Origin of the sequence: Pseudoxanthomonas koreensis, assembly GCF_010093225.1 — a bacterium.
In the GTDB taxonomy this organism is placed as follows: Bacteria; Pseudomonadota; Gammaproteobacteria; order Xanthomonadales; family Xanthomonadaceae; genus Pseudoxanthomonas; species Pseudoxanthomonas koreensis.
In genome coordinates this window covers 22675-35992 of the sequence record NZ_PDWM01000033.1, presented here as the reverse complement: position 1 = coordinate 35992, position 13318 = coordinate 22675, and the positions used below count along the sequence as shown (strand labels likewise).

Annotated in this window: 12 protein-coding genes; 9 read left to right on the top strand and 3 right to left on the bottom strand. The window is 68.6% G+C overall.

What is annotated here, in order from left to right:
• Positions 1–62: 62 nt before the first annotated feature.
• The 8 genes from cmk to galU all read left to right on the top strand — a co-directional run bounded on the left by cmk (position 63) and on the right by galU (position 8290).
• The gene (gene cmk, locus CSC64_RS10625) at positions 63–680 is read left to right on the top strand and encodes a (d)CMP kinase (RefSeq protein WP_162435300.1); all 618 of its coding nucleotides are present in this window, start codon (positions 63–65) and stop codon (positions 678–680) included.
• Between the two features lie 193 nt (positions 681–873).
• Positions 874–2562, top strand: a complete 1689-nt coding sequence (gene rpsA, locus CSC64_RS10620) for a 30S ribosomal protein S1 (RefSeq protein WP_162435296.1) — start codon at positions 874–876, stop codon at positions 2560–2562.
• A gap of 78 nt (positions 2563–2640) precedes the next feature.
• The gene (locus tag CSC64_RS10615; RefSeq protein ID WP_024867967.1) at positions 2641–2955 is read left to right on the top strand and encodes an integration host factor subunit beta; all 315 of its coding nucleotides are present in this window, start codon (positions 2641–2643) and stop codon (positions 2953–2955) included.
• 61 nt (positions 2956–3016) lie between these two features.
• Positions 3017–3310, top strand: a complete 294-nt coding sequence (locus CSC64_RS10610; protein ID WP_162435295.1) for a hypothetical protein — start codon at positions 3017–3019, stop codon at positions 3308–3310.
• A 3-nt stretch (positions 3311–3313) separates the two neighbouring features.
• The gene (gene lapB, locus CSC64_RS10605) at positions 3314–4492 is read left to right on the top strand and encodes a lipopolysaccharide assembly protein LapB (RefSeq protein ID WP_162435294.1); all 1179 of its coding nucleotides are present in this window, start codon (positions 3314–3316) and stop codon (positions 4490–4492) included.
• Complete coding sequence (locus CSC64_RS10600; RefSeq protein WP_162435293.1) at positions 4492–5484, top strand: MraY family glycosyltransferase; 993 nt, start codon at positions 4492–4494, stop codon at positions 5482–5484. Before lapB ends, CSC64_RS10600 begins: the two co-directional genes overlap by 1 nt.
• Positions 5481–7391, top strand: a complete 1911-nt coding sequence (locus CSC64_RS10595; RefSeq protein WP_238390008.1) for a polysaccharide biosynthesis protein — start codon at positions 5481–5483, stop codon at positions 7389–7391. The genes CSC64_RS10600 and CSC64_RS10595 overlap by 4 nt, the downstream gene beginning before the upstream one ends.
• The gene (gene galU / locus CSC64_RS10590; RefSeq protein ID WP_162435292.1) at positions 7388–8290 is read left to right on the top strand and encodes a UTP--glucose-1-phosphate uridylyltransferase GalU; all 903 of its coding nucleotides are present in this window, start codon (positions 7388–7390) and stop codon (positions 8288–8290) included. Before CSC64_RS10595 ends, galU begins: the two co-directional genes overlap by 4 nt.
• A 108-nt stretch (positions 8291–8398) precedes the next feature.
• Here the strand turns inward: galU and CSC64_RS10585 are convergent, their stop codons facing one another.
• Genes CSC64_RS10585 through CSC64_RS10575 form a run of 3 tightly spaced genes read right to left on the bottom strand, consistent with a single transcriptional unit; the run spans position 8399 to position 12653 of the window.
• Positions 8399–9604 carry an acetyl-CoA C-acyltransferase gene (locus CSC64_RS10585; RefSeq protein ID WP_162435291.1) on the bottom strand — a complete coding sequence of 402 codons (1206 nt, stop codon included), beginning with the start codon at positions 9602–9604 and terminating at the stop codon, positions 8399–8401.
• Between the two features lie 17 nt (positions 9605–9621).
• Positions 9622–11994, bottom strand: coding sequence for a 3-hydroxyacyl-CoA dehydrogenase/enoyl-CoA hydratase family protein (locus tag CSC64_RS10580; protein ID WP_162435290.1), 2373 nt, complete (start codon positions 11992–11994; stop codon positions 9622–9624).
• Positions 11995–12023: 29 nt separating this feature from the next.
• On the bottom strand, positions 12024–12653 hold the full coding sequence (locus CSC64_RS10575; protein WP_162435289.1) for a TetR/AcrR family transcriptional regulator: 630 nt from the start codon (positions 12651–12653) through the stop codon (positions 12024–12026).
• A gap of 229 nt (positions 12654–12882) precedes the next feature.
• Between CSC64_RS10575 and ndk the strand changes: the two genes are divergently transcribed.
• Positions 12883–13308, top strand: a complete 426-nt coding sequence (gene ndk, locus CSC64_RS10570) for a nucleoside-diphosphate kinase (protein ID WP_162435288.1) — start codon at positions 12883–12885, stop codon at positions 13306–13308.
• The last annotated feature ends 10 nt before the right edge of the window (positions 13309–13318 follow it).

The window sequence follows — 13318 nt, the reverse complement described above, 5'->3', positions numbered from 1 at the left end:
CCGGACGCGTCAGAGGTTTCTACGCGACAGTCGATGGCCCGTCCGGCGCCGGCAAGGGCACGGTGAGCCGACTGGCCGCCTCGCGGCTGGGCTGGCACTACCTGGATTCGGGCGCACTGTACCGGGCGGTGGGGGTGGCGGCCAGCTGGGCCGACCTGGACCTGTCCGACCCGGCGGCCCTGGTCCGCTGCACCTTCGACACCGCGGTCGAGTTCCGGGAGCTGGGCGAGGACCTGCGGGTACTGGTGAACGGCACCGACGCCACCGCCGAGCTGCGCCTGGAGACCACCGGGACCCTGGCCTCGGCCATCGCCGCCATCCCCGAGGTCCGGGCCGCCCTGAAGGAGCGGCAGCGGGCGTTCCGGCAGGCGCCGGGGCTGGTCGCCGACGGCCGCGACATGGGCACCGTCATCTTCCCAGACGCCACGACCAAGGTGTTCCTGACCGCCAGCGCCGAAGAGCGGGCCCGCAGGCGCCATAACCAGTTGAACGAAAAAGGGGTTTCGGTTACATTTGACGGTCTGCTGCGGGAGATTCTCGCCCGTGATGCCCGCGATGCCCAGCGCACCGTGGCGCCGCTGAAGCCGGCCGACGACGCCGTCCTCATCGACACCACCGGCCTGTCCATCGACGAGGTCGTCGACCGCGTGCTGGCCCTGGTGCCGGCGCGCGCCGACTGATAACGACCCCACCGGCCGAGCGGCCACGGATCGCACGCAGCAGACACGCAGCAAAGGCTCCGTCGTGGACGTCCGCGACGGTTTTTTTTCCAACCACAACCACACAAGGCGCCGGCGCGGGCCTGACAGGGGGACGGGAATACGACCATCGAGCGATGGCGTCCCGTCCGTGTGTTCAACCGAGTAATCAACAATGACCGAATCTTTTGCCGAACTGTTCGAACAGAGCCAGGCCAACCTGGCCAAGCTGAAGCCGGGCGCGATCGTCGTCGGCACCGTCGTGGAAGTCCGCGGCGATGTCGTGGTGATCAACGCCGGCCTCAAGTCCGAAGGCATCGTGCCGATCGAGCAGTTCCGGAATGACGCCGGCGAGATCGACGTGGGCGTGGGCGACCAGGTCAAGGTCGCGCTCGACTCCATCGAGAACGGCTTCGGCGAGACCGTGCTGTCGCGCGAGAAGGCCAAGCGCGCGATGGTGTGGGACGAGCTGGAAGAAGCCCTCGAGAAGAACGAGACCATCACCGGCCGCATCAGCGGCAAGGTCAAGGGTGGTTTCACCGTCGACATCAAGGACGTCCGCGCGTTCCTGCCCGGTTCGCTGGTCGATGTGCGCCCCGTGCGCGACCCGGCCTACCTGGAAGGCAAGGAGCTGGAGTTCAAGCTCATCAAGCTGGACCGCAAGCGCAACAACGTGGTCGTCTCCCGCCGCGCGGTGGTCGAGAGCGAGCACTCCGAGGAGCGCGAGCAGCTGATGGAGAAGCTGGTCGAGGGCGCCGTGCTCAAGGGCGTGGTCAAGAACCTGACCGACTACGGCGCGTTCGTCGACCTGGGCGGCATCGACGGCCTGCTGCACATCACCGACATGGCCTGGAAGCGCGTGCGCCATCCGTCCGAGGTGGTGGAAGTGGGCGCCGAGCTGGATGTGCGCGTGCTGAAGTTCGACCGCGAGCGCAACCGCGTCTCGCTGGGCCTGAAGCAGCTGGGCGAGGATCCGTGGGACAACATCGCCCGCCGCTACCCGGCCAACAGCCGCGTGTTCGGCAAGGTCTCCAACGTCACCGATTACGGCGCGTTCGTCGAGATCGAGCCGGGCGTGGAAGGCCTGGTGCACGTGTCCGAGATGGACTGGACCAACAAGAACGTCAACCCGTCCAAGGTCGTGCAGGTCGGCGACGAGGTCGAGGTCATGGTCCTGGACGTGGACGAGGAGCGCCGCCGCATCTCGCTGGGCATGAAGCAGGTCGCCGCCAACCCGTGGGAGACCTTCGCCGCGATCCACAAGAAGAACGACAAGGTGTCCGGCCAGATCAAGTCGATCACCGACTTCGGCATCTTCATCGGCCTGGACGGCGGCATCGACGGCCTGGTCCACCTGTCCGACATCAGCTGGAACACCACCGGCGAGGACATCCTGCGCAACTACAAGAAGGGCGACACGCTTGACGCGGTCGTGCTCGCGGTCGACCCGGAGCGCGAGCGCATCAGCCTGGGCCTGAAGCAGATGGAGCAGGATCCGTTCGGCCAGTACATGGCCGCCAATCCGAAGGGCTCGAAGGTCGAGGGCGTGGTCAAGGAAGTCGACGCCAAGGGCGCCGTCATCGAGCTGGCCGACGGCATCGAGGGTTATGTCGCGGCGCGCGACATCAGCCACGATCGCGTGGACGATGCCAGCCAGCACCTGAAGGTCGGCGACAAGATCGAGGCCAAGTTCGTGGGCATGGACCGCAAGGGCCGTAGCCTGCAGCTGTCGATCAAGGCCAAGGACGAGGCCGAGACCGCCGAGGCGCTGGCCGAGTACAACAAGACCGCCGCCGAAGCGGCTGCCGGCACCACCAGCCTGGGCGCGCTGCTGCGCGCGCAGCTGGGCGGCAAGTCCGAGTAAGGCAACACGCAGCATCCATGGCGGCCCGGCATCCCCGGGCCGCCATGGCCTGTATCCGCACATCCAGCCAGGCCTGAGATGACCAAGTCCGAACTGATCGAGATCCTGGCCCGTCGCCAGTCGCACCTGAAGGCCGAGGACGTGGACCTCGCCGTCAAGTCGCTGCTGGAGATGATGGGCGGCGCGCTCGCCTCGGGCGACCGCATCGAGATCCGTGGCTTCGGCAGTTTTTCCCTGCATTACCGTCCGCCGCGCCTGGGCCGCAATCCCAAGACCGGTGACTCGGTCGCGCTGCCCGGCAAGCACGTGCCGCACTTCAAGCCCGGCAAGGAGCTGCGTGAGAAGGTCAGCGATGTGCTGCCTGCACCCGCGTCCGCGGACGAAGGCGCCTGACCGGCTCGTCGGCCGCGCTGCGGTCCGTTAAGCTTTCCCCGATTTCCGAGGGAGTCGGGACATGACCATTCTTCGTCTGCTGGTGCTGGTTGCCTTCCTGGCCGCCGGCCTGGTGGTCGGTTCGCTCAACCCGCAGCGCATCGTGCTCGACTTCGGCGTGGCCGCAGTGGTGACCACGACCGGCGTGGCGGTGATGGTGGCGCTGCTGGCCGGGGTCCTGCTCGGCGGCGGCATCGTGATGGCCACCACCGTGCTGCCGCTGCGGGCGCGCCTGCGCCGCGCCCACAGGGCCGCGACTGCTGTTGCCGCCCCGACGTCGCCGGAAGGCCCGCGTCCTCCCTATCAAGGCACTTGAGCCATGGAATTCCTCACCGAGTGGTTCTGGTTCTTCCTGTTCCTGCCGCTGGCCGCGCTGACTGGCTGGGTCGTCGGTCGTCGCGGTGGCCAGCGCCATGGCGACACCCAGGTCAGCCGCCTGTCCAGCACCTATTTCCGCGGCCTGAACTACCTGCTCAACGAGCAGCCTGACAAGGCGATCGAGTTGTTCCTGCACATCGCCGAGCTGGACAAGGAGACCTTCGAGACCCAGGTCGCGCTTGGCCACCTGTTCCGCCGCCGTGGCGAGGTCGACCGCGCCATCCGCCTGCACCAGGGCCTGGTCCAGCGCAACGACCTCAGCGACCAGCAGCGGGTGCAGGCCCTGCTCGCGCTGGGCGAGGACTACATGAAGTCGGGCCTGCTCGATCGCGCCGAGACCGTGTTCAGCGACCTGGCGCGGATCGACGAGCGTGCGCCGCAGGCGCTGAAGCACCTGATCGGCATCTACCAGGCCGAGCGCGACTGGGAGCGGGCAATCGACAACGCCACCCGCTACGAGGAAGTCACCGCCGAACCGATGGGCAAACTGGTGTCGCAGTTCGAATGCGAGCTGGCCGAGCGCCACCGCGCCAACGGCGATCGCGACGGGGCCCGCGCCGCGATCGCGCGCGCCTACCAGGCCGACGCCACCAGCGTGCGCGCGGGCATCCTGGAGGGCCGGATCGAGGCCGACGCCGGCAACGCCGAGGCCGCGATCCGCGCCTACGAACGCGCCGCGCGCCACGACCCGGACTACCTGCCCGAGTTTTTGCCCAGCCTGCTGGCCTGCTACGGCGAAGTGGGCGACAACGCCGGCGCCCGCGCCTTCCTCGCCGAGATGAGCGAGCACTATCGCGGCATCGCCCCGGTACTGGCCCTCACCCGGCTGATCGAAGGGCAGGAGGGCGCCCAGGCCGCGCGCGACTACCTCGGCCGCCAGCTCAAGGATCGGCCCTCGGTCCGTGGCGAGGCCGCGCTGATCGACCTGACCCTGGCGGTCGGCGCCGACAGCACCGCGACCCTGCACGACCTCAAGCACATCACCGACCAGTTGCTGGTGCGCAACCCCAGCTACCGCTGCACCCGCTGCGGCTTCGGTGCGCGTACCCACCACTGGCAATGCCCCAGCTGCAAGGAGTGGGGCACGGTCAAGCCGCTGCTGAACTACGCGGTGGTCTGATGGCGCTGGCAACCTGGCTGGCGCTCCATGCAGGGGTGTCGGCGCTCGCGACCGGGTGCGCGCTGGCCTATGCCCGCCGCCGCAACCTGGTCGACCAGCCCGGCGAGCGTCGCAGCCACACGGTGCCGACGCCCCGCGGCGGCGGGATCGGCATCGCCGTGGCCCTGCTGGCCGGCTGCGCGGCCGTGCTCGCCGCCGGCACGGTCGCGGCGCTGCCGGTGCTCGCGTTCGCGACGGGCCTGCTGCTGGTGGCCGGGATCGGCTGGATCGACGACCACCGCCCGCTGTCGCCCGGCCTGCGCCTGGGCGTGCAGTGGGTGGCGGGCCTGGTGCTGGCCTGGGGCCTGTTCGGGGCCGACGGGCGCTGGGCCTGGGCCCTGTTCGCCGCCGTGCTGGTGCCGGTGCTGGTCAACGTCTGGAACTTCATGGACGGGATCGACGGGCTCGCCACCAGCCAGGCGATCCTGGCCGCGCTGGGCCTGGCCGCGCTCGCGCCGGCGGCGGGTGTGGCGACGCTGGCGCTGGCGGCGGCGTGCGTGGCATTCCTGCCGTTCAATTTCCCGCGCGCGCGGATCTTCCTCGGCGATGTCGGCAGCGGCACGCTCGGCTATGCGCTGGCCGCACTGGTGGCGCTGGCAGCCGATGATGTCGGTGGACAGCGCCTGCTCCTGGTGCTGTTGCCGCTGTCGGCCTTCCTCGTTGACGCCTCGTTGACACTTGCCTCACGCATGCTTGCGCGCGAGCGCTGGTGGCTGCCGCATACCTCGCACCTCTACCAGCGCTGGGTAAAGGCGGGCAGAAGTCACGTATTCGTGACTTCCGTCTATGGTGCGTTCAGCTTGATCGCCACTATCCTTGCCTGGTTTCTGGGAGGATGCACACCGCTGTTCGCCGGGGGGGGCGCGGTGTTGTGGTTCGCGCTTGCGGTGGCGGGCTGGTTCGCGGTCCGCTCAAGGCTCGACCCAGGGAAAGGGAAAACAGAGGACGCATGAACCCCGGAACCAACCTGTCGGCTGTCCTGGCACGCATCGCGGTCGTGGTCCACGACCTGGTGATGGTCTATGCCTGTTGGCAGCTGATCCACATCCTCCGCTACGCCAGCCGGAGCGAGGCCTATCCCTGGGCCGAGTTCACGCCGACCGTGGCGCTGGTGCTGGTGGCGCAGGGCCTGGTGTTCTGGCGGGTCGGCCTGTACCGCGGCCTGTGGCGCTTCGCCAGCGTGCCGGACCTGTGGAACATCCTCAAGGCCGGCGTGCTGGGGCTGCTGGCCATCGTCCTCGGCCTGGCGGTCTACAACCGCCTTGAATCGGTGCCGCGCACCGTGCTGGTGGTGTATCCGGTGGCGCTGACCGTGCTGCTGGGCATGCCGCGCTTGCTCTACCGGGTGTGGAAGGACCACCACGTCGGCCAGCGCAGCCTGGCGGTGCGGCGGGTGCTGATCCTTGGCGCCGGCCGCGCCGGCGAAGCGCTGGTCCGCGACCTGCGCCGTTCCGGCGCTTATGAGCCGGTGGGATTCCTCGACGATTCGCCGCGCCTGCGCGGTTCGCGCCTGCACGGGTTGCCGGTGCTGGGCCGGCTGCAGGATGCGCCTGTGGTGGCCAGGGAGGCCGCCGCCGGGATGCTGGTGATCGCCATGCCGACCCTGGATGCGGCCGGCATGCAGCGGGTGATGGGCATCTGCGAGCGCACCGGGCTGCCGTTCCGCACCGTACCGCGGCTGACCGACGTGCTCGACGGGCAGGCGCTGCCGGGCGAGCTCAAGGAAGTGGCGATCGAGGACCTGCTCGGACGCAAGCCGGTCACCCCGGACTGGAAGCTGATCCGCGGCTGGCTCAGCGGACGCACGGTGATGGTCACCGGCGCCGGCGGCTCGATCGGCTCGGAGCTGTGCCGCCAGTGCGCGCGCCACGGTGCGCGCCGGATCGTGCTGCTTGAACTGGACGAGCTTGCCCTGATCACGATCCACGGCGACCTGATGCGCGCCTTCCCGGACCTGGAGATCGAGGCGGTGCTGGGCGACTGTGGTGATCCGGCCGTGACCGCGCACGCGCTGCGCCTCGGCCAGCCCGACGCGGTGTTCCACGCGGCCGCCTACAAGCAGGTGCCGTTGCTGGAGAAGCAGCTGCGCGAGGCGGTGCGCAACAACGTGCTGGCCACCGAAACGGTCGCGCGACTTTGCCGCGAAAGCGAGGTCGGGACCTTCGTCTTCATCTCGACCGACAAGGCGGTCGACCCGGCCAACGTGCTCGGTGCAACCAAGCGCTTCGCCGAGATGATCGCCCAGGCCATGGACGCGGTCAGCAGCGGGACACGCTTCGTCACCGTGCGCTTCGGCAACGTGCTCGACTCGGCCGGCAGCGTGGTGCCGCTGTTCCGCGAGCAGATCCGCAAGGGCGGGCCGGTGACGGTCACCGACCCGGAAGTCACCCGCTACTTCATGACCATCCCGGAGGCCTGCCAGCTGATCGTGCAGGCGGCCGCCTCCGGTTCGCACGCGGCGACCTATACCCTGGACATGGGCGAGCCGGTGCCGATCCGCCTGCTCGCCGAGCAGATGATCCGCTTGGCCGGCAAGCAGCCCGGGCGCGATATCGCCGTCGTCTACACCGGCCTGCGGCCGGGCGAGAAGCTGCACGAAACGCTGTTCTATACCGATGAGCAGTACCGCCCGACCACCCATTCCAAGATCCTCGAGGCCGGTGCCCGCCAGTCCTCGTCCGAGCAGGTGCGTCGTGGCGTGGAACGGATGCGCGATGCGGTGGCGCGCTACGATGAAGAGGGCCTTCGCCAGATCCTGCGCGAAGTGATCCCCGAGTTCATCCAGACCGAACGGGAGCCGCCGAACGGGGCCGCTACCGTCGTTCCGTTCCCGGCGCGCGAGGCACGTACGACACGATGACGTCCAAGAGGATCCGCAAGGCTGTCTTCCCCGTGGCGGGGCTCGGTACCCGCTTCCTCCCCGCGACCAAGACCGTGCCCAAGGAAATGCTGCCGATCATCGACCGGCCGCTGATCCAGTATGCGGTGGACGAGGCGATCGAGGCCGGCTGCGACACCCTGGTGTTCATCACCAACCGCTACAAGCACGCGGTCGCCGACTATTTCGACAAGGCCTACGAACTGGAGCAGAAGCTCGAGCGCGCCGGCAAGACCGAGCAGCTTGAACTGGTCCGGCACGTGCTCCCGGAGGGCGTGCGCGCGATCTTCGTCACCCAGGCCGAAGCGCTCGGGCTGGGCCACGCCGTGCTGTGCGCGAAGGAAGTCATCGGCGACGAGCCGTTCGCGGTGCTGCTGCCCGACGACCTGATCTGGAACCGGGGCGCCGGCGCGCTGAAGCAGATGGCCGACGCGGCCGAAGCCTCCGGCGCGAGCGTGATCGCGGTCCAGGACGTGCCCCGCGAGGCCACCGGCAGCTACGGCATCGTCGCCACCGAAGCCTTCGACGGCCGCCAGGGCCGGATCACGGCTATCGTCGAGAAGCCGCGGCCCGAGGTGGCGCCGAGCAACCTGGCCGTGGTCGGCCGCTACGTGCTCAGCCCGCGCATCTTCGGCCTGCTCGAGGCGACCACGCCCGGCGCCGGAGGCGAGATCCAGCTGACCGACGCGATCGCCGCGCTGCTGGCCGAGCAGAAGGTGCACGCCTACCGCTTCCAGGGCACGCGCTTCGACTGCGGTACCCATATCGGCCTGATCGAGGCGACGATCCGCTACGCGCTGGACCACGAGAAGCTGAGCGATCCGGCGCGGGACATGATGCAGCGCGCCCTGGGCGAGCTGGGCGTGATGGACCAGGACTGACCGGTGTCGATCGCCGGGTGATTGCCGGGCGCCATCGACAAAGAGGAACGGCGCCCATGGGCGCCGTTCTTTCTTGCGTTGCCGGTATCTGCGCCAGGCGCCTGGGAATCAGAGCGCCTCGAAGATCCCGGCCGCGCCCATGCCGGTACCGATGCACATGGTCACCATGCCGTACTTCTGCCGGCGACGACGCATGCCATGGACGATCGTGGCGGTGCGCACGGCGCCGGTCGCACCCAGTGGGTGGCCCAGTGCGATCGCGCCGCCCAGCGGATTGACCCGGGACGGATCCAGCCCGCTGTCGCGGATCACCGCCAGCGCCTGCGCGGCGAAGGCCTCGTTGAGCTCGATCCAGTCCAGTTGGTCCTTGCTGAGGCCGGCCTGCTTCAGCGCCTTGGGGATCGCCGCGATCGGGCCGATGCCCATCACTTCCGGGCGCACGCCGGCCACCGAGAAGCTGACGAAGCGGGCGAGGGGAGTGAGGCCGTAGTCCTTGATCGCCTGCTCAGAAGCCAGCAGCACCGCACCGGCGCCATCGCTCATCTGAGAGGAATTGCCGGCGGTGACGCTGCCGCCGAACTGGCCGTTGTGGAACACCGGGCGCAGCCTGGCCAGGCCTTCCATCGAGGTGTCCACGCGCGGGCCTTCGTCGGTATCGGCCAGCTTCTTGCGCAGCTGGATCGTGTTGCCTGCAAGGTCGGGCACGTGCGAGAGGATCTCGTAGGGGCTGATCTCATCGCCGAATTCGCCGGCGGCGATGGCGGCCAAGGCCTTCTGGTGCGAGGCGACGGCGAACGCATCCTGCTCCTCGCGCGACACCTTCCACTCCTCGGCGACCTTCTCGGCGGTGATGCCCATGCCGTAGGCGATGGCGATGTGGTCGTCCTTGAACACCGACGGAGACAGCGCGACCTTGTTGCCCATCATCGGCACCATCGACATCGATTCGGTGCCGCCGGCCAGCATCAGGTCGGCGTTGCCCAGGCGGATCTGGTCGGCGGCCAGGGCCACGGCCTGCAGGCCGGAGGAACAGAAGCGGTTGATGGTCTGCGCGGCCACCGTGTCGGGCAGGCCGGCCAGCAACACGCCGATACGCGCCACGTTCATGCCCTGCTCGCCCTCGGGCATGGCGCAACCGATGATCGCATCGTCGATGCGGTTGACGTCGATGCCCGGTGCCTGCGCGACCACGGACCGGAGCACGTGGGCGAGCATGTCGTCGGGGCGGGTGTTGCGGAACATGCCTTTGGGCGCCTTGCCAACCGGAGTGCGGGTGGCTGCGACGATGTAGGCGTCCTGGATCTGCTTGGTCATGGTGTTGTCTCGCTAGGTCAGTTGCGCAACGGCTTGCCGGTCTTGAGCATGTGGCCGATGCGGGCCTGGGTCTTTTCCTGCTGCGCCAGCTCGACGAAGTGCTTGCGTTCGAGTTTGAGCAGCCATTCCTCGTCCACCAGCGCGCCGCGGTCGATCTCGCCGCCGCTGAGCACATTGGCGATACGCGTGGCGATTTCGTCCTCGTACGCGCTGATGAAGTGGCCTTCGAGCATGTTGACCAGCAGCATGCGGAAGGTGGCGATGCCCACGTCGCCGGCGGCCTGGATGCGACGGGCCGGCAGCGGCGGACGGTAGCCGGCCTCGGCCAGCGCGCGCGCCTGCGCCTTGGCCACGTGCAGCAGCTCGAAGGCGTTGAACACGACCACGTCGTCGGCGCGCAGCAGGCCCAGTTCCTTCGCATCCAGCGCCGAGGCCGAGACCTTGGCCATGGCGACGGTTTCGAAGGTCTTCTTCAGTTCGGCGAACACGTCGCCGCCCGGGCCGGCCGCACGCGAGGCGCGCACCGCCAGTTCCTTCAGGCCGCCACCGGCCGGCAGCAGGCCCACGCCGGCCTCGACCAGGCCGATGTAGCTCTCCAGGTGGGCCACGGTGCGGGCGCTGTGCATCTGGAACTCGCAGCCACCGCCCAGGGCAAGGCCGCGCACCGCCGCCACCACCGGCACCAGCGCGTACTTGATCCGCTGGCTGGTGCGCTGGAAGTTGGCGACCATCGCCTCGAACTGCTCGATCTTGCCCGCCTGCAGCGCGCCCAGCGCACCGGCCAGGTCGGCGCCGGCGGAGAAGGGCTCCTTCTGCTGCCAGATCACCAGGCCCTGGAAGTCGCGTTCGGCAATGGCGATGGCTTCCTGCAGGCCGTCGAGCACCTGGTCGGAGACGGTGTTCATCTTGGTCTTGAAGCCGACCACCGCAATGCCGTCGCCGTCGTGCCACATGCGCACGCCGTCGTTCTCGAACACGGTCTGGCCGGCGTCGAACGTCTCGCCCAGCAGCGGATCGGGGAAGCGCTGGCGCTGGTAGACCGGCAGGGTGGAGCGGGGCACCAGGGCGTTGTCGGCCGGGCTGTAGCTGCCGGCGGCCGCGTGCACGCCGTCGCGCCCGTCCAGCACCCAGGCCGGCAGCGGCGCGTCGCTCATGGCCTTGCCGGCGGCGATGTCGTCGGCGATCCACTGCGCCACCTGCTTCCAGCCGGCGGCCTGCCAGGTCTCGAACGGGCCCAGCGACCAGCCGTAGCCCCAGCGGATGGCCAGGTCGACGTCGCGCGCGGTGTGGGCGATGTCGGCCAGGTGGTAGGCGCTGTAGTGGAACAGGTCGCGGAACGCGGCCCATAGGAACTGCGCCTGCGGATGCGCGCTCGCGCGCAGCTTCGCGAACTTCTCGGCCGGGTTCCTGAGCTTGAGGATCTCGACCACCTCGTCGGCGGCCGTGCGGTCCGAAGCCCGGTAATCCTGCTTCTCCAGGTCCAGGACCACGATGTCCTTGCCGACCTTGCGGAAGATGCCCGCGCCGGTCTTCTGCCCCAGCGCGCCCTTGGCGATCAGCGCGGCCAGCCAGTCCGGCGACTGGAAGTACCGGTGCCACGGGTCGTCCGGCAGGGTGTCGGCCATGGTCTTGATGACATGCGCCATGGTGTCCAGGCCGACCACGTCGGAGGTGCGGTAGGTGGCCGACTTCGGCCGCCCGGCCAGCGGGCCGGTCAGCGCATCGACCTCGTCGAAGCCGAGGCCGAACTGGCGGGTGTGGTGGATCACCGACAGGATCGAGAACACGCCGATGCGGTTGCCGATGAAGTTCGGGGTGTCCTTGGCATGGACCACGCCCTTGCCGAGGCTGGTGACCAGGAAGGTCTCCAGGCCCTCCAGCACCGCGCGGTCGGTCGTCGTGGCCGGGATCAGCTCGGCCAGGTGCATGTAGCGCGGCGGGTTGAAGAAGTGCACGCCGCAGAAGCGGTGGCGCAGCTGTTCCGGCAGCACCTCGGCCAGCTTGTTGATGCCCAGGCCCGAGGTATTCGACGCCAGCACTGCGTGGTCGGCCACGAACGGGGCGATCTTCCGGTACAGGTCCTGCTTCCAGTCCATCCGCTCGGCGATGGCCTCGATGACCAGGTCGCAGTCGCGCAACTGCTCCAGGCCGGTGTCGTAGTTGGCCGCGCCGATCGCTTCGGCCAGGCCCTTCGCCGCCAGCGGGGCGGGGCTCAGCTTGCCCAGGTTGGCGACGGCCTTGAGGACCACGCCATCGGCCGGGCCTTCCTTGGCGGCCAGGTCGAACAGGACCGTGTCCACGCCCGCATTGGTCAGGTGGGCGGCGATCTGCGCCCCCATCACGCCGGCGCCGAGGACGGCGGCGCGACGTACAAGCAGTTTCTCAGACATTTCTTTCAACCTTTTGAATTGAAACGTGATTACTTCGCGGGAGCCTGCAATCCGGCGGCGGCGAAGCGGATCAGCTCGCGGGCCGCGCGGGCGCGGTGGGTGGCCTCGTTGGCGCCAGCCGGGCGCTTGATCAGGCCGAAATCGGACATGGCATAGGTCAGCGAGCCGGCAAGGAAGTCCAGCCGCCAGTACAGGGTTTCCTTGTCCAGCCCGGGCAGGCATCCGGACAGGGCCTTGCCGAACTGGCGCAGGACATGGCCGTAGTGGTCCGACAGGAACTTGCGCAGGCTTTCGTTGTGCTCGGCGTAGGCGCGGGCGATGACCCTGACGAAGGCGGCGCCACCGTTGCGGTCCTGGGCCAGAGCCAGGGCCGGTTCGATGAAGGCGGCCAGCACCGGTTCGAGCTGGCCCGGGTGGTCGCGCAACGCGGTTTCCAGCTGTTCCAGGCGGCGGGCGGTCATCCCGTCCATGCGCCGGCGGAAGACCTCGTTGACCAGGTTCTCCTTGGAGCCGAAGTGGTAGTTGACCGCAGCGATGTTGACCGCGGCCAGACTGGTCACCTGGCGCAGCGAGGTCGCGGCGAAGCCGTGCTGGGCGAACAGCTCCTCGGCGGCGCCGAGGATCCGGTCCTTGGTCGAGAAGTGCGCGGGCTTGCCCATGCCGGAATCCAGTTAATCAAACGATTGTTTCATCGTAGGCCGATGCCCTGGCCGGGTCATTTTGCAATGCAGCATTTACCGTCGGGTGACGGGGCCTGCATGAGCCCCTGCCGCGATGTTAGAATCCCGCTACGCTTGTGAAGCTAAGCCCGCGTCCCGACGCGGGTTTTTCTGTTAACCTCCGGCCGTCCTGGTCCGGAATATCCGTCCGTCACTAGAGAAAAAGAACATGGCGCTGGAGCGCACCCTTTCGATCGTCAAGCCCGATGCCGTCGCCAAGAACGTCATCGGCGAAATCTACTCCCGCTTCGAGAAGGCCGGCCTGAAGGTCGTGGCCGCCAAGTACAAGCAGCTGTCGCGCCGCGAGGCCGAGGGCTTCTATGCCGTGCACCGCGAGCGTCCGTTCTTCAACGCGCTGGTGGAGTTCATGATCTCCGGCCCGGTAATGATCCAGGCGCTGGAAGGCGAGAACGCCGTGGCCCTGCACCGCGAGCTGCTCGGCGCGACCAACCCGAAGGACGCCGCGCCGGGCACCATCCGCGCCGACTTCGCCGAGTCGATCGACGCCAACGCCGCGCATGGTTCCGATTCGGTCGAGAACGCCGCGATCGAAGTAGCCTACTTCTTCGCCGCCACCGAGGTGGTTTCGCGCTGAGCGCGAAATT

Bases quoted from the DNA above. Each gene is read 5' to 3' on its own strand.
- rpsA (WP_162435296.1), top strand. From the start codon at position 874: ATGACCGAATCTTTTGCCGAACTGTTCGAACAGAGCCAGGCCAACCTG.
- CSC64_RS10615 (WP_024867967.1), top strand. From the start codon at position 2,641: ATGACCAAGTCCGAACTGATCGAGATCCTGGCCCGTCGCCAGTCGCAC.
- CSC64_RS10610 (WP_162435295.1), top strand. From the start codon at position 3,017: ATGACCATTCTTCGTCTGCTGGTGCTGGTTGCCTTCCTGGCCGCCGGC.
- lapB (WP_162435294.1), top strand. From the start codon at position 3,314: ATGGAATTCCTCACCGAGTGGTTCTGGTTCTTCCTGTTCCTGCCGCTG.
- CSC64_RS10600 (WP_162435293.1), top strand. From the start codon at position 4,492: ATGGCGCTGGCAACCTGGCTGGCGCTCCATGCAGGGGTGTCGGCGCTC.
- CSC64_RS10595 (WP_238390008.1), top strand. From the start codon at position 5,481: ATGAACCCCGGAACCAACCTGTCGGCTGTCCTGGCACGCATCGCGGTC.
- galU (WP_162435292.1), top strand. From the start codon at position 7,388: ATGACGTCCAAGAGGATCCGCAAGGCTGTCTTCCCCGTGGCGGGGCTC.
- CSC64_RS10585 (WP_162435291.1), bottom strand. From the start codon at position 9,604: ATGACCAAGCAGATCCAGGACGCCTACATCGTCGCAGCCACCCGCACT.
- CSC64_RS10580 (WP_162435290.1), bottom strand. From the start codon at position 11,994: ATGTCTGAGAAACTGCTTGTACGTCGCGCCGCCGTCCTCGGCGCCGGC.
- CSC64_RS10575 (WP_162435289.1), bottom strand. From the start codon at position 12,653: ATGGGCAAGCCCGCGCACTTCTCGACCAAGGACCGGATCCTCGGCGCC.
- ndk (WP_162435288.1), top strand. From the start codon at position 12,883: ATGGCGCTGGAGCGCACCCTTTCGATCGTCAAGCCCGATGCCGTCGCC.